This window comes from Saccharothrix xinjiangensis (assembly GCF_039527585.1).
Classification (GTDB): domain Bacteria; phylum Actinomycetota; class Actinomycetes; order Mycobacteriales; family Pseudonocardiaceae; genus Actinosynnema; species Actinosynnema xinjiangensis.
Genome location: NZ_BAAAKE010000004.1, coordinates 386,421 through 412,469, shown reverse-complemented (window position 1 = coordinate 412,469; position 26,049 = coordinate 386,421). Strand labels below are relative to the sequence as shown.

The following is a 26,049-nucleotide window of genomic DNA, read 5'->3' as shown; positions in this document are numbered from 1 at the left end:
AGCCCCGTGTCCTTCTCGGTAGCCAGTGCGGTCCGCCCCCTGGGCGACGGCACGTACACCGCGTCGCTGCCCGCCGGGTGGACGGTCGGGCCCAAGCCGCACGGCGGGTTCCTGCTGGCGCTGCTGGCGCGGGCGGCCGTGGACGGCGCGCGGGCGGTGATGCCCGACCAGCCCGCGCCGCTGGCGGTGAGCGCCCAGTTCCTGCGCGCGCCGGAGGTCGGCCCGGTGCTGATCAGGACGGAGGTGCGCAAGGCGGGGCGCACGGCGACCGTGGTGGCGGCCGTGCTGGAGCAGCGCGGGCTCAGCTGCGTGGAGGCGGTGGTGACGGTCGGGCGGATGCCGACGGAGCCGCCGGCCCACGCCGACCTGCCCGACATGCCCGCCGCGCCGCCCCCGAACGCCGTGGACCTGTCGTCGATGGGCCCCGGCGGGGTCTACAAGCTCGGGTCGGCGTGCGACGTGCGGTTGGACCCCGAGGGGGCCGGGTTCCTGGCGGGGAAGGTCGGCGGCCCGCTGGTGCTGAGGCTGTGGGCGCGCCCGCTCGACGGGCGGCCGGACCCGTACTTCGCGCTGGTCGCCGGGGACATCTCGATGCCGGTGACGTTCAACCTCGGTCGGTTCGGGTGGTCGCCCACGGTGCAGCTGACGGCGCTGCTGCGGGCCGAGCCCGCGCCCGGGTGGCTGCGGGTGCGCGTGTCGTGCAGCGCGGTGCACGGGCAGTGGTTCGACGAGGACGCGGTGGTCGTCGACTCGGCGGGGCGGCTCGTGTGCCAGGCGCGGCAGCTGGCCCTGACGCCGGCTGCGCAGGGGGGCGCGTTCGGGGGCTGAGCCCGTGGGCTCCGGGGCTGGGTGGGGCTCCGGGGCCGGGTGGGTTCTGGACCCGGTCGGTGGCTCCCGGGGGCTGGGAGGGTGGTTCCGAGGGCTGGGCCGGGTGTGGGATTCCCGGTTGGTGCGGCGTGGCAGGCTAAGGGCATGACGACCATCGCCGTGCTGGGGGCTGGCAAGATCGGTGAAGCCCTGCTGTCCGGGCTGTTGCAGGGTGGCCGCGAGGCCGATGAGCTGCTGTTCACCGAGAAGCACCCGGAGCGGGCCGCCGCCCTGACCGCGCGGTACGGCGTGGAGGGCACGGACGTGGCGGGCGCCGCCCAGCGGGCCGACGTGCTCGTGGTCGCGGTCAAGCCCCAGGACATCGAGCCGCTGCTCGACGAGCTGAACCCCGTGCTCAAGCCCGGCACGCTGGTCGTGTCGCTGTGCGCGGGCCTGCCGACCTCGCTGTTCGAGCGCCGGCTGCCCGACAGCACGCCGGTGGTCCGGGTCATGCCGAACACGCCGATGGTCGTCGGGCAGGCGATGAGCGCCATCTCCGCCGGTCGGTACGCGACGGACCGGCACCTCGCGCTGGTCGAGGAGCTGCTGGGCACGGTCGGCCAGGTCGCGCGGGTGCCCGAGGGCCAGCAGGACGCCGTGACGGCGTTGTCCGGGTCCGGGCCCGCGTACTTCTTCTACCTGGTCGAGGCCATGATCGACGCGGGCATACTGCTCGGCATCCCGCGCGACCTCGCCGGGCGGCTCATCATCCAGTCGGCGGTCGGCGCGGCCACCATGCTGAACGAGGGCGACCAGCACCCGGTGATCCTCCGCGAGGCCGTCACGTCCCCGGCGGGCACCACCATCATGGCCATCCGCGAGCTGGAGAAGCACGGGGTGCGGGCCGCCATGCTGGCCGCGCTGGAGGCCGCCCGCGACCGCTCGGTCGAGCTGGGGCAGGCCCACGAAGAGGACTGATTCCGCCATTGGCCGTCGCACCAGTCCCACGTGTCCCGTTACTCTCAGAGGAGCACGTGCGTGTCGAACCGTCGGTGGGGAAGCCGACGGCACGACGCGTGTCGAAGGACGCGGTGATCCATGCCTGCGGAGGAGAAGTCGCTCGGCCAAGTCAAGTTCCTGACGGTCGCCGAGGTCGCGCTCGTGATGCGCGTGTCGAAGATGACGGTGTACCGGTTGGTGCACTCCGGAGAGCTCACGGCGGTGCGCGTGGGCAAGTCGTTCAGGGTCCCGGAGAAGGCGGTGGACGAGTACCTGCGGAACGCCTACTTCGACGCCGGCTGACGGCTGGTCGGCGGGTCGGTTGACGGCCGGTTGGTCGATGGCCGGAGGGTTGGCTGATGACCGGTTGGCGGTTGGCCGGCGGTCGGTCGAGGAGGCGGTGGCGGGTGTTGGCGCGGCCCTCGGGGCGGGTGCCTGAGAGCCCGCGCCGGCCGCCGGGTAAAGTGGTAGGCCGTTCGTGCCTGGTGTCGGCGCGCCCTCTTGACGGGTGTCTCCACCGGCGCGTGGAGAGCAACCGACGTCTAGTAGTTAAGGAACCCGCATGGGCTCGGTCATCAAGAAGCGCCGCAAGCGCATGTCGAAGAAGAAGCACCGCAAGCTGCTGCGCAAGACGCGGGTGCAGCGTCGCAAGCGCGGCAAGTAACCCCTGCGGGTTCTCACACCGCCGGTCCCCGGTCTCGTGCCGGGGCCGGCGGTGTTTGCTGTTGGCGGGGTCCGCTGTGGCGGGGTCCGCTGTGGCGGGGAGGTGAAGCCCCGCGGTTGCGCCATCCGGGTGGTGGAGTCCCGGTGACCTGCTCCTGGACCTGGCGCCGCCGTCCTTCGCGTCGGCGCGAACCCGGTTAGCATCGTCGAGTCGCAGCACCGGACATGGAGTCGCATGGCGCCCAAGGTCGTTCTCGTCACCGGTTGCAGCCGCTTCCTCGGCGGCCACCTCGCCGCGCGCTTCGCGGCCAACCCGGACATCGAACGCGTGCTCGGCGTGGACACCGAGCCGCCGCCGCGTGACGTGCTGCGCCGCATGGGGCGCGCCGAGTTCGTGCGGGCCGACATCCGCAACCCCCTCATCGCGAAGGTCATCGCCACCGCGCAGGTCGACACGGTCGTGCACGCCTCGGTGAACGCGAACCCGGCCGGGCCGACCGGCCGCAGCGCGTTGAAGGAGATGAACGTCATCGGCACGATGCAGCTGCTGGCCGCGTGCCAGAAGTCGCCGCACGTGCGCAAGCTGGTGGTGAAGTCCACCAGCGCGGTGTACGGGTCCAGCTCGCGCGACCCGGCGGTGTTCACCGAGGACATGGGGCCCAAGGACCTGCCGTCCAGCGGGTACGCCAAGGACGCGGTGGAGGTCGAGGGCTACGTCCGGAGCTTCTCGCGGCGCCGGCCGGACGTCGGCGTGACGGCGCTGCGGTTCACGAACTTCATCGGGCCCCGCATCGACACGGTGCTGACCAGGTACTTCGCCCTGCCGGTCGTGCCGACGGTGCTGGGGTACGACGCGCGCGTGCAGCTGCTGCACTCCGAGGACGCGCTGGCGGTGCTGGAGCGGGCGACGCTGAACGAGCTGCCCGGGGTGTACAACGTGGGTGGCGACGGCGTGCTGCTGCTGTCGCAGGCCATCCGCCGGGCCGGGAGGGTGAACCTGAGGGTGCCCAGCGCGGCGGTGCCGACCATGGGGCGGTTCCTCCGGGGCGCCCGGTTGGTGGACTTCTCGCCGGACCAGATGAGGTTCCTCAACTGGGGGCGCGTGGTGGACACGACGTTGTTGAAGACCGAGTTCGGGTTCACGCCCCGGTGGACCACGCAGCAGGCGTTCGACGATTACGTGAGCGGGCGGGCGTTGCGGCCGTTGGTCGATCCGGAGGTGGTGGCGGCGGTGGAGCGGAAGGTGCTCGGCGCGGCTGCCCGGTGGCGTTAGCGGGTTCGCGGCTTGGGCGAGGGTGAGGAGGTGGACGTGGCAGAGGCGCGGGTGATCCCGTTGCACGGTGCGGACCGGGAGGTGCCCCGACGACGGGGTGGGGCTCGGGAGGCTGAGCGCGCGTCCGCGTCCGCGTCTGGGGCTGAGGCTGCGGCTGCGGCTGAGGCTGAGGCTGGGGGCGGTGGTGGGGGTGCGGCCGAAGGCGCGGCCGAGTGGGAGCGCCACCTGGCGGAGCTGCTGAGGTTCGCGCGCAGGCGCCTCCAGGGCGAGTACGAGGTGGACGAGTTCGGGTTCGACCCCGACCTCACGGACCACGTGCTCATGCCGCCGCTGCGGCCGCTGTACGAGAAGTGGTTCCGGGTGGAGACGATCGGCATGCACAACGTGCCCGCCCGGGGTGGGGCGTTGATCGTGGCCAACCACTCCGGGACGTTGCCCCTGGACGCCCTGATGACGGCGTTCGCGGTGCGGAACGACCACCCCGCGCGCAGGCACCTGAGGATGCTCGGGGCGGACCTGGTGTTCAAGACGCCGGTGCTGGGCGCGTTGGCGCGGAAGTCCGGGCAGACGCTGGCGTGCAACCCCGACGCGGAGCGGTTGCTGCGCTCCGGTGAGCTGGTCGGGGTGTGGCCCGAGGGGTTCAAGGGGATCGGGAAGCCGTTCAAGGACCGGTACAAGCTCCAGCGCTTCGGGCGCGGCGGGTTCGTCTCGGCGGCGCTGAACACCGGGGTGCCGATCATCCCCTGCTCGATCGTGGGCGCGGAGGAGATCTACCCGAAGATCGGTGACATCAAGGCGTTGGCCAGGTTGTTCGGGTTCCCCTACTTCCCGGTGACGCCGTTCTTCCCGTTGCTGGGGCCGCTGGGGGCGGTTCCGCTGCCGTCGAAGTGGTACATCGAGTTCGGTGAGCCGATTCGGACGGACGAGTACGGGGAGCACGCGGCGGACGACCCGATGCTGGTGTTCAACCTGACGGACCAGGTGCGGGAGACGATCCAGCAGACCCTGTACCGGCTGCTCACGCAACGGCGGAACGTGTTCCTGGGTTGAGTTCGGGTTTTCGGTTCACGGGCTTTTCATAGGTTCGCGGGGTTCACGGGCGGTCGCTCGCCGCTGGGCAGGCCTCCGGGGGAAGTGCGTGGGGCTCGTGGTTTCCCGTATGGCCTGCCGGAGGCGACCACCCTTGTCAAGGGGTCCGCGAAGGGCGTGCGGACCCCTTGACAAGCGCGGTAGGGCTGCGCCCAGGCCATACGGGAAACCACGAGCGGCTCCAACTTTGCCAAGCCGCCCACCTCGCGTAGCCGGTCCCTTCCCGTCGGCGTGTCGTCCACTCAGACATCGCGTGTCGTCCGGTCGGACATCGCGTGTCGTCCGGTCGGACATCGCGTGTCGTACGTTCGGGACGCGCGAGTCGAACGTTCAGGACCCCTGAGTTCTACGTTCGGGTCGGTCAGCGGTCGCGGCGGCGGTAGGCGACTGTGGCTGCTACCGCGCCCGCCACTGCGCCGGCTCCCAGGACTGAGGGGACGCCGATCTTCGCCGCTTTGCGGCCCGTGCGGAAGTCGCGGATTTCCCAGGCTCGTTTGCGCGCTGTTTCGCGCAGGCCCGAGTCCGGGTTCACGGCTACTGCCGTGCCTACTACGGACAGCATCGGGACGTCGTTGACCGAGTCCGAGTAGGCGGTGCAGCGGCGCAGGTCCAGGCCTTCTTTGGCGGCCAGGGCGCGGACCGCGTGGGCTTTTGCCCGGCCGTGCAGGAGGTCGCCTACCAGGCGGCCCGTGTAGATGCCGTCCGAGCTTTCCGAGACTGTGCCCAGGGCTCCGGTCAGGCCCAGGCGGCGGGCGATTATCTGGGCCAGTTCCACCGGGGTGGCGGTGACCAGCCAGACGCGTTGGCCGGCGTCCAGGTGCATTTGGGCCAGGGCTTGGGTGCCGGTCCAGATCTTGTCGGCCATGAGTTCGTCGTAGATCTCTTCGCCCAGGGAGACGATTTCGGCCACTGAGCGGCCCGCGACGAACGAGAGGGCCTGTTCGCGGGACGCGGCGACGCTCTGGGGGTCTTCGCGGCCGCCGACGCGGAACTTGATCTGTTGCCAGGCGAAGCCGAGGAGGTCGGAGTTCTTGAAGAACTTGCGGGCTGCCAGGCCTCGGGCGAAGTGGAAGATCGACGCGCCCATCATCATGGTGTTGTCGACGTCGAAGAAGGCCGCGGCGGTGAGGTCGGTGGTGCTGGGGTCGACGGTCGCCAGCGCGGCCTCGGCCGAGGCTTCGCCTGCCAGCGCGGCGAGCCTCTCCCGCTCGGCCGTGCCTTCCACACGCCTTTCCACCACGTCAGCGCCTCCCGGGGTCCGATGGGGACAGGGTAGCGATCAGCCGCCGAGGCCGGGCAGCGGCAGCGACGGCAGGGGCAGCGTGGGCAACGGCAGGACCGGGCCGCCCGGGGTGGTGGTCGGTGCGGTGGTCGGCTGCCGGGACGTCGGGGCGTCGGCGGTGGTGGTCGGGGCGGGGGTGCCCGGGTTGTCGCCGGTGGTGGTGAGGGGGGCGTTGGTCGGTGGCTGGGTGGAGGTCGAGGGGGGTTGCGCGGTGGTGGCGGTGGTGTCGGCGGGGGCGGTGGTCGGTCGCAGGGGATTGCACTCGTCCTCGGCGGGCAGGGGGCCCAGGTCGTCGGTGTCGCCGGACGTGGTGGTCGCGCAGGTGGTTCGCGACTGGAGCGCGGTGGCGCGTTCGGCGATGTGCGCCAGGAGGTCGAGGGACGACGCCGAGCGGGTGACGGCGTCCTGCGGCAGGTCGGGGCTCAGCCGGGTCAGGCGCGTCGCCTGAGAGCCCGCCCAGTCGCGCAGGTCCTCCAGGGTGCGGTGGTCCGAGGTCGACCCGAACGCGGTCAGCACGCGGGCACCGGCCGCGGCGTCGGTGTCGAAGTCGGCCAGCGCCGTCAGGTAGCCGCCCAGGGGGCCGTCGCCCGAGTACCGGTCGGCGAGGGTCTCCAGCTCGGTCAGGCGCGCGGAGGCGAACTCCAGGAGCTTGTGGCCCTTGGAGTCCTCGCCGAAGGTCAGGCCCAGCGAGGCCGACTCGGCGGTGCGCTTCACGCCGTACAGCGCGTCGCCCGGCAGCGCGTCGCGGCTGAGCAGGAGGCTCATGCCGGCCAGCGAGAACACCAGGCACAGCGCGGCGGCCAACGCGACCGCTAATCGCCCGCGGGCGCCTGATCGGGGGCGGCGGGAGTCGAGCTTGGTCGGGGGTGTGGCCGGGCCGAGGACCCGTTCGCGCATCCGGGCCCTGGCGGCCTCGTCCGGGCCCGAAGTGACTGCGGCTTCACGCAGCAGCGCCACGACCGCGAGCTCGTCGGCGAACGCCTCGTCGCCCGGTTCGGGATGCGCGTCGACGGCGCGGGCGAACTGCTCGCGCTGCCTGTGACGCCACAACGGCGTGATCCCTCTGCCCACCATCCCGCACCGTTCCGAGCGAACCTGACCCGAACAACGAACCAGGCGCCACCGGGGTTACGCGCGGGCGGTCACCGCAACCAGTTCGGCAGCAGTTGGGCCAGCCTGCGCACCGCCCGGTGTTGCAGGGCCTTGATCGCGCCCTCGTTGCGGCCCATCCTCGCGGCCGTCTCCGCCACGGACAAGCCCTGGATGAAACGCAGGGTGATGCACTCCCGCTGATCGTCACCCAGTTGGCCTACGCAGCGCAGCAGTTCCGCGTTGGTCGCGCCGGTCAGGACCGCGTCTTCCGGACCGTGCGTGACCTCGCGGTTGTCGGTCAGCTCGGCGGTGGTGACCTCCAGCCGGTAGCGGCTGGACTTCACGTGGTCGAAGACGATGTTGCGGGCGATCGTGACGAACCACGCGCCGACGTCGCGGCCCTGGTAGCTGATCGAGCGGATGCTGCGCAGCGCCCGCAGGAACGTCTCGCTGGTCACGTCCTCGGCCAGGGTCCGATCGCCCACGCGGAACAGCACGTACCGGTACACGACGTCGACGTACCGGTCGTAGAGCGCGCCGAACGCGTCCGTGTCGCCGTCCTGTGCGGCACGAACCAGGTCCCACGGCTCGTCCGCCGCTTCGCTCTCCACGCTCACGATCGTGCTTGACCGCCCTCCCGTGCTCCACATCGTTCGGAGCGCGCGGATGTTTCGGACGGGGTTCTCGCGTGCCCTCGCGGTCATCGGCTCGCGGCACCTCCACAGAGTCGCCGTCCAGGCAGCATACGTGTTGTTACTCCGTAGTAGGTAGCGGCAACCGGTCTTCAGCCTGCGATGCGGACGGAGTCACTTCGTGACGCCGGCCGCGCGTGACAGACTGCGCGCAGTTCACACCGTGGTCCCCCAGGAGGTCGAGTTGACCGCATCCGCACGCAACGTCGCCGACCTGGTTCGCGCCTCCGCGCACCGAGGACCCAAGCACGTCGCACTGGTGGATGTCACCACTTCCGACAGCTGGACGTGGGCCGAGCTCGACGCCGCCGTGGACGGCGAGGCGCGTCGCCTGGTCCGGGCGGGCGTCGAACCCGGCGACCGGGTGGTCGTGCGGCTGCCGACCGGTCCGGCGTTCTGCGTGGCCGTGTTCGGCGCGCTGCGCGCGGGCGGCGTCCTGGTGCCCGCCGGGCCGGGGCAGCCGGCGCGCGAGCTGGGGCGGCTGGTCGAGGACAGCGGGGCGCGGCTGCTGGTCGGCGACGCCGGCGAGGTCGACGTCGAGGCGCTGCCCGCGCCGGGGTTCGAACCGGGCGAGGAGTTCGCCGCGGTCGGGTCCGGCGAGGACCTGGCCGTGCTCGGCTACACGTCGGGCACGTCCGGCGCGCCGCGCGGCGCGATGCTGTCGCACCGGGCGCTGCTGGCCAACGTCGAGCAGTGCGCCTCCCTGCGGCCCGCCCCGGTCACCGCGGGCGACCGGGTGCTGCTGGCGCTGCCCCTCTTCCACGTCTACGGGCTCGGACCGGGGTTGTTGCAGGTCGCGGGCGCCGGCGCGACGGCCGTGCTGCTGGAGCGGTTCGACCCGGACCAGGCGCTGACCGCGATCCGCGAGCACCGGGTGACCACGCTGGTCGGCGTGCCGCCGATGTACCGGGCGATCCTGGCCCAGCCGGTCGAGCGGCTGCGGGAGGACCTGGCGACCGTGCGGCTGTTCACCTCCGGCGCCGCGCCGCTGGCGCCCGGCGTGCTGGACGGGCTGCGGCGGGTCGTCGGCCTGCCGGTGTACGAGGGGTACGGGCTGACCGAGACCGGTCCCGTGCTGACCACGACGCTGGCCGGCGAGCCGAAGGCCGGGTCGGTCGGGCGGGCGCTGCCGGGCGTCGAGGTGCGGCTGGTCGACTCCGACGGCCGGCCGCTCGACGAGGACGACGAGCCGGGCACCGGGCTGGTGTCGGCGCGGGGCGCGAACCTGTTCGGCGGGTACTGGCCGGACGGCGCGCACGGCCCGGACGCGGAGGGCTGGTTCCGCACCGGCGACGTGGGCTACCTGGACGCCGACGGCGACCTGCACCTGGTGGACCGGGCGGGCGACCTGATCATCGTCAACGGGTTCAACGTCTACCCGCACGAGGTCGAGCAGGTGGTCAACCAGCTGGCCGGGGTGGTCGAGTCGGCGGCGGTCGGCGTGCCGGACGAGCGGACCGGCGAGTCGGTCAAGGTCGTGGTGGTGCCGGTCGAGGGCGGCGGGCTGACCGAGGAGGCGGTGAAGGAGCACTGCGCGGAGCGGCTGGCCAAGTTCAAGGTGCCGACCGCGGTGGAGTTCGCCGACGCGCTGCCGCACTCGCCGACCGGGAAGCTGGCGCGGGCGCGGCTGAGGCTGCCTCTAGCCTGACGGGGTGAGCCACCACGTCACGTTGGTCAGCCGGGTCGACTGCCACGCCTGCGAGCGCGCCAAGGCCGAGATCGAGCGGATCTGCGGGGAGCTCGGCGTGCCCTGGGACGAGCAGGACGTCGACGCCGACCGCGAGCTGCGCGCCGAGTACGGCGACCGGGTGCCGGTGTTCCTGGTCGACGGGCGGGAGCACGGGTACTGGGAGGTCGAGGAGGACCGGCTGCGGGCGGCGCTCGCCTGATTACCGAGGGCTTACGGTTCGTGCGAACCGGAGCGCCGCGGGTGTCGAATCTTCCGTATGACCCGCTGGACCGCCGCCCTGACCGGACTGCTCGGCGTGGCCGCCGCCCTCGCGGCCGGGCACCTCGTCGCGGCCCTGGTCGGGCCGCCCGCCTCGCCGTTCCTCGCCGTCGGCAACACCGCGATCGACTTCACGCCGTCCTGGCTGAAGGACTTCGCGATCCGGACCTTCGGCACCTACGACAAGCTCGTGCTGCTGGTCGGGATGGCCGTGGTGCTGGCGGTCGCCGCCGCGGTCGCGGGCCTGCTCTCCCGCCGCTCGGCGACGCCGGGGACGGTGCTGGCGGTCGTCCTGGGGCTGCTCGGCGTGGCCGCCGTGCTGCACCGGCCGGACGTGGGCCGGCTGGGCGTCCTCGCGCCGGTCGCGAGCCTGGTCGCCGGGGTCGCCGTGTTCCGGTGGCTCCACGCGTCCTCGGAGGCCCCGGCCGAGGGGCGCCGGGCGTTCCTGGTGGCCTCCGGCGCGGCGGTGGTGGCCGGGCTGGGCGGGCAGCTGCTGGGCAACCGGGTGGACGTGGAGGGGTCGCGGCGGGCGGTGGGCGACCTCACGCCCGCGCGGCCCGCCCCCGCGCTGCCGGAGGGCGTCGACTTCGCCGCCGAGGGCACGCCGTCGTTCATCACGCCCAACAGCGACTTCTACCGGGTCGACGTGGCGCTGAGCGTGCCGCGGGTGCGCGCCGAGGACTGGGCGCTGCGCGTGCACGGCCTGGTGGACCGCGAGCTGACCCTGCGCTACGCCGACCTGAGCCGTCGTGACCTGGTCGAACGCACCATCACGATGACCTGCGTGTCCAACGAGGTCGGCGGGCCTTACGTCTCGACCGCGCGCTTCGTGGGCGTGCCGCTGCGGGACGTGCTGCTGGAGGCGGGCGTGCGGGAGGGCGCCGACCAGCTGTTCTCCACCAGCGCCGACGGCTGGACCGCGGGCACGCCGGTGGACGTGGTCATGGAGGCCGACCGGGGCGCGCTGATCGCGCTGGGCATGAACGGCGAGCCGCTGCCGCTGGAGCACGGCTTCCCGGCGCGGCTGGTCGTGCCCGGCCTGTACGGCTACGTGTCGGCCACCAAGTGGGTGGTCGACCTGGAGCTGACCACGTTCGCGGCCAAGCGCGCGTACTGGCTGGAGCGCGGGTGGGCGGAGCGCGCGCCGATCAAGGTCATGTCCCGCATCGACAGCCCCGAGGGGCTGGCCACGGTGTCCGGGAGGGTCGTGGTGGCGGGTGTGGCGTGGGCGCAGCCGACCGGCGTGGCGAAGGTCGAGGTGCGCGTCGACGGCGGGCCGTGGCGGACCGCTCAACTGGCCGCCGAGGTCAACGGCTCGACGTGGCGCATGTGGCGGGTCGAGCTGGACCTCGCGCCCGGCGGTCACACCGTCGAGTCGCGCGCCACGGACCGGTCCGGCTCCACCCAGCCGCAGGCGCGGCTCGCGCCCGTGCCGGACGGCGCGACCGGCTGGCACTCGATCTTCTTCACGGTCGGGTGATTTGCCCCGAACCGGAACGGGCCGAGGACCGAATGCCTCAGTGACTACAAAATCTGGTGAAACTGAGGAGTGATCCGCTGTGCGGAAACCCGTTCTCGCCCTCGTCGCTGCCGCCTCCCTCTCGCTCACGGCGTGCGGTGGCGGTGGCGACGAGGCCGCGGCTCCGGCTGCCACGACGACCACCACCACGACGTCCAGCTCCGCGATGGCCATGCCCGGTGGCGACGGCGTGACCGGCACGACCGACGTGTTCGGCCCCGGCTGCGCGAGCGTGCCGTCCGACCCCTCGGACGAGGGCTCGCTCCAGGGCATGGTCGACGACCCGGTGGCCACCGCGGCGTCCAACAACCCGCTGCTGACCAAGCTGGTGGCGGCCGTCACCGCGGCCAACCTGGGCGACACGCTGAACTCGCAGGAGGCGATCACCGTGTTCGCGCCCGCCGACCCGGCGTTCGCCGAGCTGGGCGACGCGAAGTTCCAGGAGCTGGCCAACGACCCGGCCACCCTGGGCAAGATCCTCCAGTACCACGTCGTCGGGCAGCGCTACGACGCCGAGGGCCTGGAGGCGGCGGGCACGGTGAAGTCCCTCACCGGCCAGGAGCTGACCATCGCGGGCTCCGGCGACGCCATGACCGTCAACGGCGCCCCGGTGCTGTGCGGCAACGTCCCGACGGCCAACGCCACGGTGTTCGTGATCGGCAAGGTGCTCACCCCGCCGGCCGCCTGACCTGCGACTTCGTAAGTTCACCCATTGGTGGGCCGCATCCCCTCGCGACACGGGGGGACGCGGCCCACCTGCGCGCGCGGCGCTCCCCGGCGCTGGTCCGCCAACTTTGTGCAAGCGTTCACAAGCGGTACGGTGGTCGCATCACCCCGCTGGTGAAGGTGCCCGGTGGGTCGGTGCGGCTGATGTCGAGGAGTACCAGCGTGGCGGATCGGCGGGGCGAGGGTGACGGGGTCGTGACCACTCCGAAAACCACCGCCGACACTCCCGCGGACGTCCGGGAGCGGGCACGGGCGATCCCCGAGGCGGCCGTGGCGCGCCTCGCGGTGTACCTCCGGGTGCTGTCCGGGATGGCCGAGCAGGGCGTGACGACCATCTCCAGCGAGGAGCTGGCCGGCGCGGCGGGCGTCAACTCGGCGAAGCTCCGCAAGGACCTGTCCTACGTCGGCTCGTACGGCACCAGGGGCGTCGGGTACGACGTCGAGGTGCTCGTGAGCCACATCGAGCGCATCCTCGGGCTGACCCGCAAGCACTCCGTCGCGGTCGTCGGGATCGGTAATCTTGGTCACGCGCTGGCCAACTACGGCGGCTTCCCCAGCCGGGGCTTCCCGGTCGCCGCGCTGTTCGACATCGACCCCGACCTGACGGGTGTGCCGGTAGGCGGCATCCCGGTCGACCACATCGACGACATCACCTCCGTCTGCTCGGCGCGGGAGGTGTCGATAGGGGTCATCGCGACACCCCCTCAGGCTGCTCAGGCCGTCTGCGACCGTTTGGTATCCGCCGGAGTCCAGTGCATCCTGAACTTCGCACCCGTCGTGCTCCAGGTCCCGGACTACGTCGAGGTGCGCAAGGTCGACCTGGCGGTCGAGATGCAGATCCTGTCGTTCCACGTCGCGCGACGGGCCGACGAGGCCGCCGGGGACGTGGTCAACGGAGTCGGAGTGGACGGGGTGGTGATTCGCCCGTGATCGTGCGGGTAGCCGGCCGAACGGTGGAGGCGGCATGAGCGTGCTCGTCGTCGGTCTGTCCCACCGGACCACCCCCGTGCCCGTCCTGGAGCGCGTCGCGGTGGCCGACGCCGACCGGGGCAAGGTCCTCGACCAACTGCTGACCGCGCCCAGCGTGTCCGAGGCGGTCCTGCTCTCGACGTGCAACCGGGTCGAGGTCTACGCGGTCGTCGAGACCTTCCACGGCGGCATGAACGAGGTCGTCGAGGTGCTGGCCCGCCAGGCGGGCGCCGAGCCGGCCGAGCTGTTCGAGCACCTGTACGTGCACTACTCGGCCGCCGCGGTCGAGCACCTGTTCTCCGTGGCCGGCGGCCTGGACTCGATGGTCGTGGGCGAGGCCCAGATCCTCGGGCAGCTCCGGACCTCCTACAACGCCGCCGACGCGGCCGGCGTGGTCGGCCGCACCCTGCACGAGCTGGTCCAGCAGGCCCTGCGGGTCGGCAAGCGCATCCACACCGACACCGGCATCGACCACGCCGGCGCGTCCGTCGTCTCCGAGGCGCTCACCGACGCCGGCCGCGCCCTCGACGGGCTCGACGGACGCAAGGCGGTCATCGTCGGCGCGGGCTCCATGGGTGGCCTGGCGGCCGCCCACCTGCGCCGCGCCGGCATCGGCGAGGTCGTGATCGCCAACCGCACCGCCGCCAACGGCGAGCGGCTGGCCGGCGCCCTCGCCGCGGACGGCGTCCGGGCCCGCCACACCGACCTCCGGGCCCTGGCCGACGAGATCGCGACCGCCGACGTGCTGTTCGCCTGCACCGGCTCCGTCGACACGGTCGTCGGCGCCGAGCACATCGGCGACCGGGCGCCGGACCGGCCGCTGGTCGTGTGCGACCTCGGCCTGCCCAAGGACGTCGACCCCGCCGCCGCGCTGCTGGACAACGTGCGCGTGGTCGACCTGGAGACCCTCCAGCGCAGGCTGTCCGACGCCCCCACTGGCCAGGACACCCAGCGCGCGGCGGAGATCGTGGCCGAGGAGGTCCGCGCCTACCTGGCCGGGCAGCGCTCGGCCGGGGTCACGCCCACCGTGACGGCACTGCGGAAGCGCGCCGCCGAAGTCGTCGACACCGAGCTGCTGCGCCTCGACCAGCGGCTGCCCGAGCTCGACGGCGCGGTGCGCGACGAGCTGGCCAAGACCGTGCGCCGGGTCGTGGACAAGCTCCTGCACACCCCGACAGTCCGGGTGAAGGAGCTGGCCGCGGCGCCCGGGGGAGCCGGTTACGCCGAGGCGCTGCGCGAGCTGTTCGGGCTCGACCCGCAGGCGCCGTCCGCCGTCAGCACCCCCCACAAGACCCAAACCGAAGGTGAAAAGCGGTGAACCGCACCCTCAGGATCGGCACCCGCGGCAGCGCCCTCGCGCTCGCGCAAACCGGTCACGTGGCCGATCAGCTGCGCGCGGCGGGCGCGGAGGTGGAGATCGTCACCATCTCCACGCCCGGCGACCGGTCGCACGCGCCCATCGCCGAGATCGGCATCGGCGTCTTCACCTCAGCCCTCCGCGACGCCCTCGCGAACGGCGAGATCGACGTGGCCGTGCACTCGTACAAGGACCTGCCGACGGCCCGCGACCCGCGCCTGTCGCTGGCCGCCGTGCCGCCCCGCGAGGACCCGCGCGACGCCCTCGTCGCCCGCGACGGCCTCACCCTCGGCGAACTGCCGACGGGCGCGCGGGTCGGCACGGGCTCGCCCCGGCGTGCGGCCCAGCTCGAAGCGCTCGGCCTCGGCCTGGAGGTGGTCGGGCTGCGCGGCAACGTCGACACCCGCATCCGCAAGGTGACCGACGGTGAGCTGGACGCCGTCGTGCTCGCCCGCGCGGGCCTCGCGCGCCTGGGCCGCACCGCAGAGATCACGGAGACCCTGGAGCCGATCCAAATGCTCCCCGCGCCCGCGCAGGGCGCCCTGGCGGTGGAGTGCCGGGTCGACGACGTCGACACCGAGCACCTGCTCCAGTCCACTCTGGACGACTCGGCCAGCAGGGCCGCTGTGGCCTCCGAGCGCGCCCTCCTGGCCGCGCTCGAAGCGGGTTGCAGCGCGCCGGTCGGCGCACTGGCCGATGTGGTGGAAGACCTCAGCGACGAGGGGACCGTGGTGCTCCGCCTGTCCCTGCGCGGGGTCATGGCGACGGAGGACGGTGACCTCCTCCGTGCGTCCGCCACCGGTGACTTGACCGCAGCAGAGGAACTCGGCCGCGCGCTGGCCGCCGAGTTGCTCGACCTCTCCGGCCACGCCGCTGCGTCGCCGGCGAGGCGTAGTTGATGGGGAGTGCCCTCAGATGACCCGCGCACGCAAGACCCCCGGCCGAGTCGCCTTCGTGGGCTCCGGCCCCGGCGACACCGGGTTGCTCACGGTCCGGGCCCGTGACCTGCTCGCCAAGGCCGAGCTGGTGGTGACGGACCCGGACGTACCGGCCGAGGTGGTGGCGCTGGTACCGGACGGCGTCGAGGTCCGCCCGGCCGTGGGCGACCCGGTCGACGTGGCGAAGGACCTGGTCACCGAGGCCAAGAACGGCGCCGCCGTGGTCCGCCTGGTGGCGGGCGACCCGCTCACCCTGGACTCCGTCGTCAAGGAGGCCCAGGCGGTCTCCAAGACGACCATCGCGTTCGACGTCGTCCCCGGCGTCCCCGCGGGCACCGCGGTGCCCGCCTACGCGGGCGTCGCCCTCGGCGCCGTCCACACCGAGGCCGACGTCCGGGGCGTCACCGACTGGGCCGGCCTCGCCTCCGCGCCCGGCACCCTGGTCCTGCACGCCACCGGCGGACACCTCGCCGAGGCGGCGTCGTCCCTGGTGGAGCACGGCCTGGCGCCCCAGACCCCGGTCTCGGTGACCGTCGACGGCACCGGGTTCAGCCAGCGCACGGTGGACACGACCCTGGCCGGCCTGGCGCAGGACGCCGGCGACCTGGGCGGCCCCCTGGTCGTCACGGTCGGCGCGGCCGTCGCCAACCGGGCCAGGCTGTCCTGGTGGGAGTCGCGCGCCCTCTACGGCTGGCGCGTCCTCGTCCCGCGCACCAAGGAGCAGGCCGGCGCGATGAGCGACCGCCTCCACTCCCACGGCGCCATCCCCGTCGAGGTCCCGACCATCTCCGTCGAGCCGCCGCGCAGCCCGGCCCAGATGGAGCGCTCGGTCAAGGGCCTGGTCGACGGCCGCTACCAGTGGGTCGTCTTCACCTCGACCAACGCCGTCCGCGCGGTCTGGGAGAAGTTCCGCGAGTTCGGCCTGGACGCCCGCGCGTTCTCCGGCGTGAAGATCGCCTGCGTCGGCGAGTCGACGGCGGCCAAGGTCCGCAGCTTCGGCATCATCCCCGAGCTGGTCCCGTCCGGCGAGCAGTCGTCGGAAGGCCTCCTGGCCGACTTCCCGCCGTACGACGACATCCTCGACCCGGTCGACCGCGTCCTGCTCCCGCGCGCCGACATCGCCACCGAAACCCTGGCGGCGGGCCTGCGCGAACGCGGCTGGGAGATCGACGACGTCACGGCCTACCGCACCGTCCGGGCCGCCCCGCCGCCCGCCGACACCCGCGAGATGATCAAGTCGGGCGGCTTCGACGCGGTCTGCTTCACCTCGTCCTCGACCGTCCGGAACCTGGTCGGCATCGCCGGCAAGCCGCACGCGCGAACCCTGGTGGCCTGCATCGGCCCCCAGACCGCCGAAACGGCCCGCGAGTTCGGCCTCAGGGTGGACGTCCAACCGGAAGACGCCAACGTCCCGGCCCTGGTAGACGCCCTGGCCCAGCACGCGGCCCGCCTGCGAGCGGAAGGCGCCCTCCCACCCCCGCGCAAGACCAAGCGCCTCCGCCGCTCCTGACCGACCCGAATGCAGAACTCAGGGGTCCCGAACGTACGACACGCGTGTCCTGAACGTACGACTCGCGATGTCCGACCGGAGGACTCGCGATGCCGGACCGGAGGACACGCGATGTCCGACTGGACGACACGCGGGTAGAACGGGACCGGAGGGGGCCGACGAGGCCCGGTTTGACATGGGTTCGAGTGCCATAGGCTGGTCGGAGCCGGCAGGCTCGGCGGGACGCTCTTCCCCGCCGTGCCTGCCGGCTGCGGCCTGCCTCCGGCACTCGTAAGGGCCCCATGTCAAATCGAGCCGGGCTTGACCCGAGGGCCTGAGAACACCGGCTCGACAACACCGGATAGACCGACCAGGGAGTGCCCGTCGTGTTCCCAGCCCACCGCCCGCGCCGCCTGCGCACCACCCCGGCCATGCGCCGCCTCGTCAGCGAGACCACCGTCGAGCCGCGCCAGCTGGTCCTCCCCATGTTCGTCAAGGAGGGCGCCCGGCAGCCGGCCGAGATCAAGAGCATGCCGGGCGTCTTCCAGCACACCCGGGAGTCCCTCCGCAAGGCGGCCGTGGTGGCGGTCCAGTCCGGTGTCGGCGGCATCATGCTGTTCGGCGTCCCCGCCGAGCGCGACGCCGTGGGCTCCGGCGCGACCGACCCCGACGGCATCCTCAACGCCGCCCTCGCCGACCTGCGCTCGGAGCTCGGCGACAGCACGGTCCTGATGTCCGACTGCTGCCTGGACGAGTTCACCGACCACGGCCACTGCGGCGTGCTCACGCCCGACGGCGCGGTGGACAACGACGCCACCCTGGAGGTCTACGGCGAGATGGCCGTGGCCCAGGCCCGCGCGGGCGCCCACGTGGTCGGACCCAGCGGCATGATGGACGGCCAGATCGGCTTCATCCGCACCGCCCTGGACGAGGCCGGCTTCACCGACACCGGCATCCTCGCCTACAGCGCCAAGTACGCCTCCGCGCTCTACGGCCCGTTCCGGGACGCGGTGGAGTCGCAGCTCTCGGGCGACCGCAAGACCTACCAGCAGGACCCGGCGAACGCCCGCGAGGCGCTCCGCGAGGCGACCCTCGACCTGGCCGAGGGCGCGGACATGGTCATGGTCAAGCCCGCGCTGCCGTACCTGGACGTGATCAAGGACGTCGCCGGGCTCTCCACGGTCCCGGTCGCCGCCTACCAGATCTCCGGCGAGTACGCGATGGTCGAGGCCGCCGCCCGCAACGGGTGGATCGACCGGGAGCGCACCGTGCTGGAGACGCTGACCTCGATCCGCCGCGCCGGTGCGGCCGTCGTGCTGACCTACTGGGCCGTGGAAGCCGCGGGCTGGCTCGGCGACCGGTGACGGCGAGCACAACGGCACGACCGGCCGCACGACCGGAGGCAGGACGACGGTGATGAGACAGCCGGCACCAGGGCGGTCCAAGACCGCCGCACCCCGCCCGACCCCGCCCAAGCCGGTGGACCTGGCCCGGTGGCTGTTCATCCTCAGCGCCGTCGTCGGCATGGTCAGGTTCCTGGTGCAGGTCTCCGACCGGGGGATGCTGATCGACGAGCTGCGCCTGCGGCAGCCGACCCTGGGCCAGGACGAGCTGGACGCCGCCGCGACCGGCGGGACCTTCTTCAGCCTCCTGCTGGCGGTCGGCCTGGTGCTGATCTGCTCGCGGCTGGCGAACCGCATGGCCGCCGGCCGGAACTGGGCGCGCGTCGCGCTGACCGTGCTGGCGGGCGCCGGGATCCTCTTCGGCGTGGTGCGGTTGATCACCGTCGGCACCGGTTTCGCGACCGCGTACGGGCTGGTCGTGAGCCCGCTGGACCTGGTGTTCAACGTGATCACCATGGCGATCGACGTGGTGGCCGTGGTGCTGGCCTTCCACCCGGCCGCCGCGGGGTACTTCCGGTCCCGGCCCGTCACGGTGGACAGGGCACCTGACCACCCTTAGCGTTCCACCCGTGACCACGCCACAGGACCCGGAGAACCGGCCGCAGCAGGAGCCGTACGCCACCCCGGCGCCTCCCCCGCCGCAGACCGACCAGCCAGCCGGGTACCAGTCCTCGGGGCACCAGCCCTCCGGGTACCAGCCGGCCGGGTACCAGCCCTCGGGCAACCAGCCCGCGGGGTACCAGGCCGCCGGCTACGAGGCCTACCCGTCCGGGGCGAACGAGCCGGCCAAGCGCGGCCCCGGGGCCGCGCCGAAGCAGGTCCGGATCTCGTTCTGGCTGTGGCTCGCCACCGCCGCCCTGATGACGATCCTGTCGATCGCCGCCCTGGCCATCATGCTGGCCAACCCCCAGGCCCTGGTCGACATCGCCAAGCAGAGCGCAGGCGGCGACCAGGGCCTGACCGACGAGCAGCTGCGCACCGGCCTCGTCGCGTTCCAGGTCTTCTTCACCGTGGCCGCGGTGGTCGTGGCGGGCCTGCTGGTGTTCTTCGCGGTCAAGGCCCGAGCCGGCCGGCCCTGGGCGCGGACCTGGCTGAACGTGACGGGCATCGTCGCGCTCCTGCTGAGCATGTTCGGCTTCACCCTGCTCAGCCTGCTGGTCGTGCTGCCGCTCGTGGCCGCCGTGTTCCTGCTCTACACGCCTGCCTCGAAGGAGTACTTCGAGGCGGCCAAGCGGCTCAGGTGACGGTCGGCGACGGGGGACCCGTGCGCGGGGGACCGATGCGCGGGGGACCGGCGGGCGGGAAGTCGGCGCGCGGGAAGTCGGCGCGTGAACAACCGCCTCCCGTCGTGCGCGGCGCGGTCGGCGTGTGGCTGGCGCTGGCCGCGTTCGTGCTGTTCGAGCACGCCGTGCTGTGGATCCGGCGGGGCGACCTGCTGGAGGCCGCCGCGCGGGCGGGCGACCCGCCGGGGCGCGTGAACGAGATCCTGGTGCAGCTCGCGCTGGTCACCGCGTTCCTCGCGATCGGCTACGGGCTGTTCGGGTGGCTGCTGAACGTGGGCAAGCGGTGGGCGCGGGGCGTGCTCACCGCGGTGGCCGTGCTGCACGTGCTGTGGATCGTCCTGCCCGGCGCGGGCGCGAACGCGGCGAACCTGGTCGCGCTCCTGCTCATCGCCGCCGGTTTGGCCCTCACCTGGCTGCGCGGTACGGCACAGTGGGTGAGACAGCACTAGCGGGTGACCCCCGACCGAGGACCGAGGACGGTGACGACGTGACCGAGCCGCCGTTCGACCCCTACGGCACGCCCGTGCGACCGGTGGACCACCCGCACCAGCAGCCCTACCCGCCGCACCGGCAGCAGCCGCTCCACCCGCTCGGCTTCCCGGGGCGGATGCGGGAGGTGGACCAGTCCGCGGTCGCCGTCGTCCGCCCCGGCGCGGTCGTCGTCGCGTTCGCGTTCTGGCTGCTCGCCGCCCTGTCGTGGCCGCTGGGCACGATCGCCCAGGCGCTCGCGGGCCCCGGCTCCCTCGCCGGTTTCGGCCCGGTCATGACCCTGTTCGCCACCACGTGCGCGGCCCTGGGCGGCCTCTGGGGCGCCATCGCCCTCCTGCGGGGCAGCTACCAGGCCCGGCTGGTCCTGTGCGGCGGCGCCCTGGTGCTCGGCGTGCTGGCCCTGGCCGCCGCGCTCGTGGCGGCCCGCGACGACGCCGGACCGGTCACCTGGGTGGTGATCGCGCTGCGCCTGGTGCTGCCCGCGGTCGCGGCGGTGTTCAGCTTCCTGCCGGGCGTCCGGCACCACTTCGCGGGCAACCTCGGCTGAGCCGGGCCGAGGACGTGGAGCAACCGACCCTGTACGCCGAGCCCGGCGCGTCCTGGTGGCCCCTGCTGTGGGGACCGGCGTTCGCCCTGCTCGGCTTCGCCGTGGAGGCGCTGACCGGCGCGGTCCGCCCGCTCCTGTGGCTGGTCGTGGCGCTGGCGCTGGTCCTGCCGACCCTGGTGTGGGTGCAGGGCAGGCGGCGCGTCTACGAGGTGCGCCTCACGCCCGTCGCGCTGCACCAGGGGCGGGAGGAGCTGCCGGTGCGGGACGTCGCCGAGGTGGAGGGCGTGGAACCGCGCGCGGGAGCCCGGGTCCTGGGCGGCGGCTGGACCCTGCCGCGCGGCACGGGGCCGGTGCCGGTGCGGCTGGTCGACGGCGCGGTCGTCACGGCCTGGGCGCGGGACGCGGACGCCCTGCGCGCCGCCCTGGCCAGGCTGCTGGCGGCGAGCGGGACGTGAGAAGCTGACCGGCGTGACAGCGGCCACCGTGGAGAGCCAGACCGTGCCCGAGCCACCGAAGCTGCACCAGCCCAAACGAGCGCTCATCGCCGTCGGCGAGGTGGTGCTCGGCGTGCTGCTGGTCCTGGTGGCCGCGTGGTGCTGGCAACGCGGTGTGGAGCACCACAGCTACTCGATCCCCGACCGGGAGCCGCTGGGCGCCACCCGCTACCGCGGCAACTGGATCGGGGCCGCGGTCGCCCTGGCCACGGTGGCCGGCGTGCTGCTGCTCGACGCGATCCGCCAGGTGGTGCTCGCCGTCCGCACCCGCCAACCCGAGGACTCCTCCGACGAGGACTTCGCCGACCGGGACTCCTTCGGCCAAGGCCAAGGCCAGGGCCAGGGCCCCGAGCCCCAGTCCGACGGCGCGCCGACCGGCGGACCGCGGGCCGACCGCTAGCCCACCACCCGGTCAGGCCACAACACCCGACGTGCAGCAGGTCACAAACCGCGACGTGTGAGACTGGACCCCGTGACAGCGACGCGATCCCAGGAACTGTTCGAGCGCGCGACGGCGGTCATCCCCGGCGGCGTGAACTCCCCGGTCCGGGCGTTCCACTCGGTCGGCGGCACCCCGCGGTTCATGGTCCGCGGCGAGGGGCCGCACCTGTGGGACGTCGACGGCAACCGGTACGTCGACCTCGTCTCGTCCTGGGGCCCGATGATCCTCGGCCACGCCCACCCCGAGGTGGTGGAGGCCGTCCGCGCGGCGGCCACCAGCGGCCTGTCCTTCGGCACGCCCACCGAGGGCGAGATCGAGCTGGCCGCGGAGATCGTCGACCGCGTCGCGCCGGTGCGCCAGGTCCGCCTGGTCAACTCCGGCACCGAGGCCACGATGAGCGCGATCCGCCTCGCCCGGGGCTTCACCGGCCGGCAGAAGATCGTCAAGTTCGCGGGCTGCTACCACGGCCACGTGGACGCGCTGCTCGCCCAGGCGGGCTCCGGCGTCGCCACCCTCGGCCTGCCCACCTCGCCGGGCGTGACCGGCGCGCAGGCGGCCGACACGATCGTGCTGCCCTACAACGACCTGGACGTCGTCCGCCGGGCCTTCGCGGACAACCCGGGCGAGATCGCCTGCGTCATCACCGAGGCCGCCGCGGGCAACATGGGCGCGGTCGCCCCGCAGGACAACGCCGGGCTGCGCGACCTCTGCCGCGCCGAGGGCGCGCTGCTGATCATGGACGAGGTCATGACCGGCTTCCGCGTGTCCCGCGCCGGCTGGTACGGCCTGGAGGGCGTCGAGGGCGACCTCTACACCTTCGGCAAGGTCATGTCCGGCGGCCTGCCCGCGGCCGCGTTCGGCGGTCGCGCGGACGTGATGGCCAGGCTCGCGCCGTCCGGCCCGGTCTACCAGGCGGGCACGCTGTCCGGGAACCCGGTCGCGGTGGCCGCCGGCCTGGCCACGCTGCGCGCCGCGACCGACGACGTCTACCGCGCGCTCGACGCCAACGCCTCGCGCCTGGGCGCGCTGTTCGCCGCCGCGCTGACCGAGGCGGGCGTGGCGCACCGGGTGCAGTTCGCGGGCAACCTGGTCAGCGTGTTCTTCACCGAGCACGAGGTCACCGACTACGCGGGCGCGCAGGCGGCCGAGACGTGGCGCTTCCCGCCGTTCTTCCACGCCCTGCTGGAGCGCGGCGTCTACCCGCCGCCGAGCGCGTTCGAGGCGTGGTTCGTCAACGCCGCCATGACCGAGCGGGACTTCGAGGTGATCGCCGACGCGCTGCCGCACGCCGCCCGCGCGGCGGCCCGGGCGACGGAAGGGACGGCGAAGTGAGGGACCGCGCGCCCACCGGTGGCGGGAACCGGACCGTCGTCCACCTGCTGCGGCACGGCGAGGTGCACAACCCGACCGGCATCCTCTACGGCCGCATCCCGGGCTTCAGCCTGTCCGAGCGCGGCCGGCGGCAGGCGCTGACCGTGGCCGAGCACCTGGCGGACCACGACATCGCGCACGTGGTCGCGTCGCCCCTGGACCGGGCCCGGCAGACGGCCGCGCCCATCGCCGACTCGCACCGGCTGGAGCTGGCCGTCGACGAGCGGCTGATCGAGGCGGACAACCAGTTCGAGGGCTTGAGGGTGTCGGTCGGCGACGGGGCGCTGCGCTCGCCGCAGCACTGGCCGAAGCTGGTCAACCCGTTCCGGCCGTCGTGGGGCGAGCCCTACCTGGAGATCGCGCACCGGATGCTGGGCGCGGTGCAGCGGGCGCGGGCGGTGGCGGAGGGCCACGAGGCCGTGTGCGTGTCGCACCAGCTGCCGATCTGGACGCTGCGGCGGTTCATGGAGGGCAAGCGGATGTGGCACGACCCGCGGCGGCGCGAGTGCTCGCTGGCGTCCCTGACGAGCCTGGTGTTCGAGGGCGAGCGGCTGGTGCGGCTGGTCTACACCGAGCCGGTCGGCGCGACGAACCCGCGGGTGACGGGCGCATGAGGAAGCTCGCCGCGCCCCTGGCCGCGCTCCTGCTCGCCACGACCGCGTGCTCGTCGGGTGACGACGCGGTCGTCGCGGGCGGCGAGTTCCAGCTGGTCGCGCCGAACGGCGAGACCAAGCTCCGCTACGAGGGCGACGAGCGCAAGGAGCTGCGCGCGCTCACCGGCCCGAGCCTGATGGAGGACGGCCGGACGATCTCGCTGTCGGACTTCGCCGGCGAGGTCGTGGTGATCAACATCTGGGGCGCGTGGTGCCCGCCGTGCCGCACGGAGGCGCCCGAGCTCCAGAAGGTGCAGGACGAGAAGGGCCCGCTGGGCGTGCGGGTGCTGGGCGTGGACGTCAAGGAGACCTCCACCGAGCTGCCGCGCGACTTCATGCGCAACCGCGGCCTGACCTACCCGTCGATCTACGACGAGTCCGGTCGCGCGATGCTCGCCTTCCGCGGGCTGCACCCGAACACGGTGCCGGCGACGTTCGTGCTGGACAAGCGGCACCGGGTGGCGGCGGCGTTCCTGGGCGGCGTGATCGCGAGCGACCTGACGCCGATCGTGGACCAGCTGGTGGCGGAGGCCTGAGCGCGGCGGAGTCCTCCCAGGCCCCCGCCGCCCGGGCCTCACCACCCGGTCGGGCCTCACCGCCCGACTTGCAGCTCCGGCACCCTGGCGCGGAACGCCTCGACCATCGCGTCCCGCCCGATGAGGTTGAACTCGCGCCCCAGCGTGCGCATGATCGAGTTCTCCGTCGGCCGGTACAGGCCGAACCTGTAGTACCTGGCGCCCTCGAACGCCCCGACCACCCCGCCGTCCGGTGAGGACCGGCCCAGGTACCCGGCCCACTTCGAGCCGGTCGGGTCCGCGGTCACGTTGACCTCGGTCGGCTCGCCGCCCGTGTGCCGGTCATAGGGGTAGTCGTACTCGTCGGCCAGCCCGCCGATCGAGTGCCCCAGCTCGTGCACGGCGATCTGCCCGGCCTGGTCGTTCGCGCCCGCGGCGGTGGCGACGCCGCCGCCCGCGCCGCCGTACTTGGCGGTGTTGCCGAGCGCGATGACCTGGTCCGACCCCGGCGCGAGCGCCGCGAACTGGCCGGCCTTGGTCTGGTTCACGCACAGCAGGCGCTCGGTCTGGGTGTCGCGGCCCTGGCACCAGAAGCCCATGTCGAGCGCGGTGTCGCGGGCGACGCCGAGGGTCGGGTCGTGGTCCACGCCGGACTGGGGCGAGACGACGTTGACCTGCCAGACGTTGAAGTACTGCTTGTAGGAGGCGAACGGCTCCACCGCGGACAGCTCCGCCCACTTGCTCACCACGTGCGAGTGGAAGATCCCGATCTCCGCCGCCGTGTAGCCGTCGCCCACGAACACCAGGTCGAACCGCTGGTCCGGTGCGCCGGTCTGCTGGACGGCGACCACGTCGGCGTCCACCTCGTCGGGCGCCGCCGCGACCTCGAAGGCCCGGGGCACGGCGGTTTGCGTGATGGTGCCGTCGGGGGAGAAGACCTCCACCCACTCCAGCTCCGGTCCGGGCTCCGCGGCGCCGCCGGGCAGGGGGGCGGCGATGACGGCGAAGGCGACGGCCAGCAGCGGCAGGGTCAGCCGGTGTGCGCGCATGGTGCAACGCTATGCAGCCAGTTATTAACCCACAAGGGTTGATGGTTGGGTTTGAGCACCGCTCACGTGGGGAACAGGGCGGAATCGGCCCGCGGCCCTGTGAGCCGGGTCGCTCCTAGGGGAGTCCGGTGCGCGGCCCTGTCAAGGCCCTACTTACCCTGGACGTGTGAACCCGACAGATCTGGCCACTTCGGGTCCGATCCTGCTCGCGACCGGGGTGGCGGTGCTGGCCGGGGCCATCTCCTTCGCCTCGCCGTGCGTGGTCCCGCTCGTGCCCGGCTACCTCGCCTACCTGGCGGGACTGGTCGGCGCGGAAGCTCCCGCCGTCGCCGGCGACGAGGCCCGCAAGAGCGGCCGCTGGCGGGTGGCGGGCGCGGCGCTGCTGTTCGTCCTCGGTTTCACCGTCGTGTTCGCCCTGACCTCGTTCGTGGTGCTCGGCCTGACCGACCTGTTCTGGTTCGAGACCGACCTCCTCCAGCGCATCGGCGGCGTCATCACCATCGCCATGGGCCTGGTGTTCATCGGCCTGGTCCCGGCCCTCCAGAAGGACGTCCGCCTGCGCCGCGCGCCCAGCGCCGGCCTGATCGGCGCGCCGCTGCTGGGCGGCGTCTTCGCGCTGGGCTGGACCCCGTGCCTCGGCCCGACCCTCGCGGGCGTGCTCGCGCTGGCCCGCAGCACCGAGGTCGGCTCGGCGACGGCCCGCGGCGCGGTGCTGGTGGTGGCCTACTGCCTCGGCCTCGGCCTGCCGTTCGTGCTGATCGCGCTCGGCGCGCGCTGGGCGGTGCGGGTGACCGGCTGGCTGCGCGGCCACGTGCGCCAGGTGCAGGTGTTCGGCGGCGTGCTGCTGATCGCGGTCGGCGCCGCCCTGGTCACCGGCCTGTGGGGCGAGTTCGTCGGCTGGCTGCGCGACACCGTGGTCAACGACCTGGAACTGCCGCTCTAGTGCTGCCCACCGCCTTC

At 73.1% G+C, this 26,049-nt stretch carries 29 protein-coding genes; 25 read left to right on the top strand and 4 right to left on the bottom strand.

The annotated features are described in order from the left end of the window. Nucleotides 1-6: 6 nt before the first annotated feature. From ABD223_RS12580 to ABD223_RS12555, 6 genes are all read left to right on the top strand, one after another. Nucleotides 7-828 (top strand): thioesterase family protein, encoded by an 822-nt coding sequence (locus tag ABD223_RS12580; protein ID WP_344036278.1) that lies wholly within the window; start codon nt 7-9, stop codon nt 826-828. A 144-nt stretch (nt 829-972) separates the two neighbouring features. Then, a complete protein-coding gene (gene proC / locus ABD223_RS12575) occupies nt 973-1,785 on the top strand; it encodes a pyrroline-5-carboxylate reductase (RefSeq protein WP_344036277.1) in 813 nt (270 codons plus the stop codon). Between the two features lie 120 nt (nt 1,786-1,905). Beyond that, nucleotides 1,906-2,109: a helix-turn-helix domain-containing protein gene (locus ABD223_RS12570; RefSeq protein ID WP_033428478.1), complete on the top strand. Its 204-nt coding sequence runs from the start codon at nt 1,906-1,908 to the stop codon at nt 2,107-2,109. Between the two features lie 259 nt (nt 2,110-2,368). Beyond that, nucleotides 2,369-2,470 (top strand): 30S ribosomal protein bS22, encoded by a 102-nt coding sequence (locus ABD223_RS12565; RefSeq protein WP_015105422.1) that lies wholly within the window; start codon nt 2,369-2,371, stop codon nt 2,468-2,470. Between the two features lie 234 nt (nt 2,471-2,704). After that, nucleotides 2,705-3,742: an NAD-dependent epimerase/dehydratase family protein gene (locus tag ABD223_RS12560; RefSeq protein WP_344036276.1), complete on the top strand. Its 1,038-nt coding sequence runs from the start codon at nt 2,705-2,707 to the stop codon at nt 3,740-3,742. Nucleotides 3,743-3,778: 36 nt separating this feature from the next. After that, a complete protein-coding gene (locus ABD223_RS12555) occupies nt 3,779-4,792 on the top strand; it encodes a lysophospholipid acyltransferase family protein (RefSeq protein WP_380647931.1) in 1,014 nt (337 codons plus the stop codon). A gap of 400 nt (nt 4,793-5,192) precedes the next feature. Here ABD223_RS12555 and ABD223_RS12550 read toward each other — a convergent pair whose 3' ends face one another. From ABD223_RS12550 to ABD223_RS12540, 3 genes are all read right to left on the bottom strand, one after another. Then, on the bottom strand, nt 5,193-6,056 hold the full coding sequence (locus tag ABD223_RS12550) for an HAD family hydrolase (RefSeq protein WP_380647873.1): 864 nt from the start codon (nt 6,054-6,056) through the stop codon (nt 5,193-5,195). Nucleotides 6,057-6,110: 54 nt separating this feature from the next. Beyond that, on the bottom strand, nt 6,111-7,163 hold the full coding sequence (locus ABD223_RS12545; RefSeq protein ID WP_344036273.1) for a DUF5667 domain-containing protein: 1,053 nt from the start codon (nt 7,161-7,163) through the stop codon (nt 6,111-6,113). Nucleotides 7,164-7,255: 92 nt separating this feature from the next. Further along, on the bottom strand, nt 7,256-7,855 hold the full coding sequence (locus ABD223_RS12540; RefSeq protein WP_344036272.1) for a sigma-70 family RNA polymerase sigma factor: 600 nt from the start codon (nt 7,853-7,855) through the stop codon (nt 7,256-7,258). 226 nt (nt 7,856-8,081) lie between these two features. Here ABD223_RS12540 and ABD223_RS12535 point away from each other — a divergent pair, with 226 nt between their 5' ends. The 18 genes from ABD223_RS12535 to ABD223_RS12450 all read left to right on the top strand — a co-directional run bounded on the left by ABD223_RS12535 (nt 8,082) and on the right by ABD223_RS12450 (nt 24,061). Further along, on the top strand, nt 8,082-9,545 hold the full coding sequence (locus tag ABD223_RS12535) for an AMP-binding protein (RefSeq protein WP_344036271.1): 1,464 nt from the start codon (nt 8,082-8,084) through the stop codon (nt 9,543-9,545). A 4-nt stretch (nt 9,546-9,549) separates the two neighbouring features. Next, a complete protein-coding gene (locus ABD223_RS12530; protein ID WP_344036269.1) occupies nt 9,550-9,786 on the top strand; it encodes a glutaredoxin family protein in 237 nt (78 codons plus the stop codon). A gap of 57 nt (nt 9,787-9,843) precedes the next feature. Further along, nucleotides 9,844-11,325, top strand: coding sequence for a molybdopterin-dependent oxidoreductase (locus tag ABD223_RS12525; protein WP_344036268.1), 1,482 nt, complete (start codon nt 9,844-9,846; stop codon nt 11,323-11,325). Between the two features lie 79 nt (nt 11,326-11,404). Next, nucleotides 11,405-12,052: a fasciclin domain-containing protein gene (locus ABD223_RS12520; RefSeq protein WP_344036267.1), complete on the top strand. Its 648-nt coding sequence runs from the start codon at nt 11,405-11,407 to the stop codon at nt 12,050-12,052. A 200-nt stretch (nt 12,053-12,252) separates the two neighbouring features. Continuing rightward, nucleotides 12,253-13,020, top strand: coding sequence for a redox-sensing transcriptional repressor Rex (locus ABD223_RS12515; RefSeq protein WP_344036266.1), 768 nt, complete (start codon nt 12,253-12,255; stop codon nt 13,018-13,020). Between the two features lie 34 nt (nt 13,021-13,054). Continuing rightward, nucleotides 13,055-14,377 (top strand): glutamyl-tRNA reductase, encoded by a 1,323-nt coding sequence (locus ABD223_RS12510; RefSeq protein ID WP_344036265.1) that lies wholly within the window; start codon nt 13,055-13,057, stop codon nt 14,375-14,377. Next, nucleotides 14,374-15,315: a hydroxymethylbilane synthase gene (gene hemC, locus ABD223_RS12505; RefSeq protein WP_344036264.1), complete on the top strand. Its 942-nt coding sequence runs from the start codon at nt 14,374-14,376 to the stop codon at nt 15,313-15,315. Before ABD223_RS12510 ends, hemC begins: the two co-directional genes overlap by 4 nt. A gap of 16 nt (nt 15,316-15,331) precedes the next feature. Further along, nucleotides 15,332-16,864 carry a bifunctional uroporphyrinogen-III C-methyltransferase/uroporphyrinogen-III synthase gene (locus ABD223_RS12500; RefSeq protein ID WP_344036263.1) on the top strand — a complete coding sequence of 511 codons (1,533 nt, stop codon included), beginning with the start codon at nt 15,332-15,334 and terminating at the stop codon, nt 16,862-16,864. Nucleotides 16,865-17,229: 365 nt separating this feature from the next. Further along, nucleotides 17,230-18,207: a porphobilinogen synthase gene (gene hemB, locus ABD223_RS12495; protein WP_344036262.1), complete on the top strand. Its 978-nt coding sequence runs from the start codon at nt 17,230-17,232 to the stop codon at nt 18,205-18,207. Between the two features lie 52 nt (nt 18,208-18,259). After that, nucleotides 18,260-18,805 (top strand): hypothetical protein, encoded by a 546-nt coding sequence (locus ABD223_RS12490; RefSeq protein ID WP_344036261.1) that lies wholly within the window; start codon nt 18,260-18,262, stop codon nt 18,803-18,805. A gap of 10 nt (nt 18,806-18,815) precedes the next feature. Then, nucleotides 18,816-19,490 carry a hypothetical protein gene (locus ABD223_RS12485; RefSeq protein WP_344036260.1) on the top strand — a complete coding sequence of 225 codons (675 nt, stop codon included), beginning with the start codon at nt 18,816-18,818 and terminating at the stop codon, nt 19,488-19,490. Nucleotides 19,491-19,525: 35 nt separating this feature from the next. Further along, nucleotides 19,526-19,978 (top strand): hypothetical protein, encoded by a 453-nt coding sequence (locus ABD223_RS12480; RefSeq protein ID WP_344036259.1) that lies wholly within the window; start codon nt 19,526-19,528, stop codon nt 19,976-19,978. A 38-nt stretch (nt 19,979-20,016) separates the two neighbouring features. After that, on the top strand, nt 20,017-20,565 hold the full coding sequence (locus ABD223_RS12475; RefSeq protein WP_344036258.1) for a hypothetical protein: 549 nt from the start codon (nt 20,017-20,019) through the stop codon (nt 20,563-20,565). Nucleotides 20,566-20,579: 14 nt separating this feature from the next. Continuing rightward, nucleotides 20,580-21,020, top strand: coding sequence for a DUF3093 family protein (locus ABD223_RS12470; RefSeq protein ID WP_344036257.1), 441 nt, complete (start codon nt 20,580-20,582; stop codon nt 21,018-21,020). A 13-nt stretch (nt 21,021-21,033) separates the two neighbouring features. Beyond that, on the top strand, nt 21,034-21,459 hold the full coding sequence (locus tag ABD223_RS12465; RefSeq protein ID WP_344036256.1) for a hypothetical protein: 426 nt from the start codon (nt 21,034-21,036) through the stop codon (nt 21,457-21,459). Nucleotides 21,460-21,531: 72 nt separating this feature from the next. Continuing rightward, entirely contained in the window at nt 21,532-22,833 is a 1,302-nt protein-coding gene (gene hemL, locus ABD223_RS12460) for a glutamate-1-semialdehyde 2,1-aminomutase (RefSeq protein ID WP_344036255.1), read from the top strand. Beyond that, nucleotides 22,830-23,486, top strand: a complete 657-nt coding sequence (locus ABD223_RS12455; RefSeq protein ID WP_344036254.1) for a histidine phosphatase family protein — start codon at nt 22,830-22,832, stop codon at nt 23,484-23,486. Before hemL ends, ABD223_RS12455 begins: the two co-directional genes overlap by 4 nt. Next, nucleotides 23,483-24,061, top strand: coding sequence for a TlpA disulfide reductase family protein (locus ABD223_RS12450; RefSeq protein ID WP_344036253.1), 579 nt, complete (start codon nt 23,483-23,485; stop codon nt 24,059-24,061). Before ABD223_RS12455 ends, ABD223_RS12450 begins: the two co-directional genes overlap by 4 nt. A 56-nt stretch (nt 24,062-24,117) precedes the next feature. Here ABD223_RS12450 and ABD223_RS12445 read toward each other — a convergent pair whose 3' ends face one another. Further along, nucleotides 24,118-25,089 (bottom strand): M64 family metallopeptidase, encoded by a 972-nt coding sequence (locus ABD223_RS12445; RefSeq protein ID WP_344036251.1) that lies wholly within the window; start codon nt 25,087-25,089, stop codon nt 24,118-24,120. Nucleotides 25,090-25,255: 166 nt separating this feature from the next. Here ABD223_RS12445 and ABD223_RS12440 point away from each other — a divergent pair, with 166 nt between their 5' ends. Further along, nucleotides 25,256-26,032, top strand: coding sequence for a cytochrome c biogenesis CcdA family protein (locus ABD223_RS12440; protein WP_344036250.1), 777 nt, complete (start codon nt 25,256-25,258; stop codon nt 26,030-26,032). Nucleotides 26,033-26,049 lie beyond the last annotated feature (17 nt).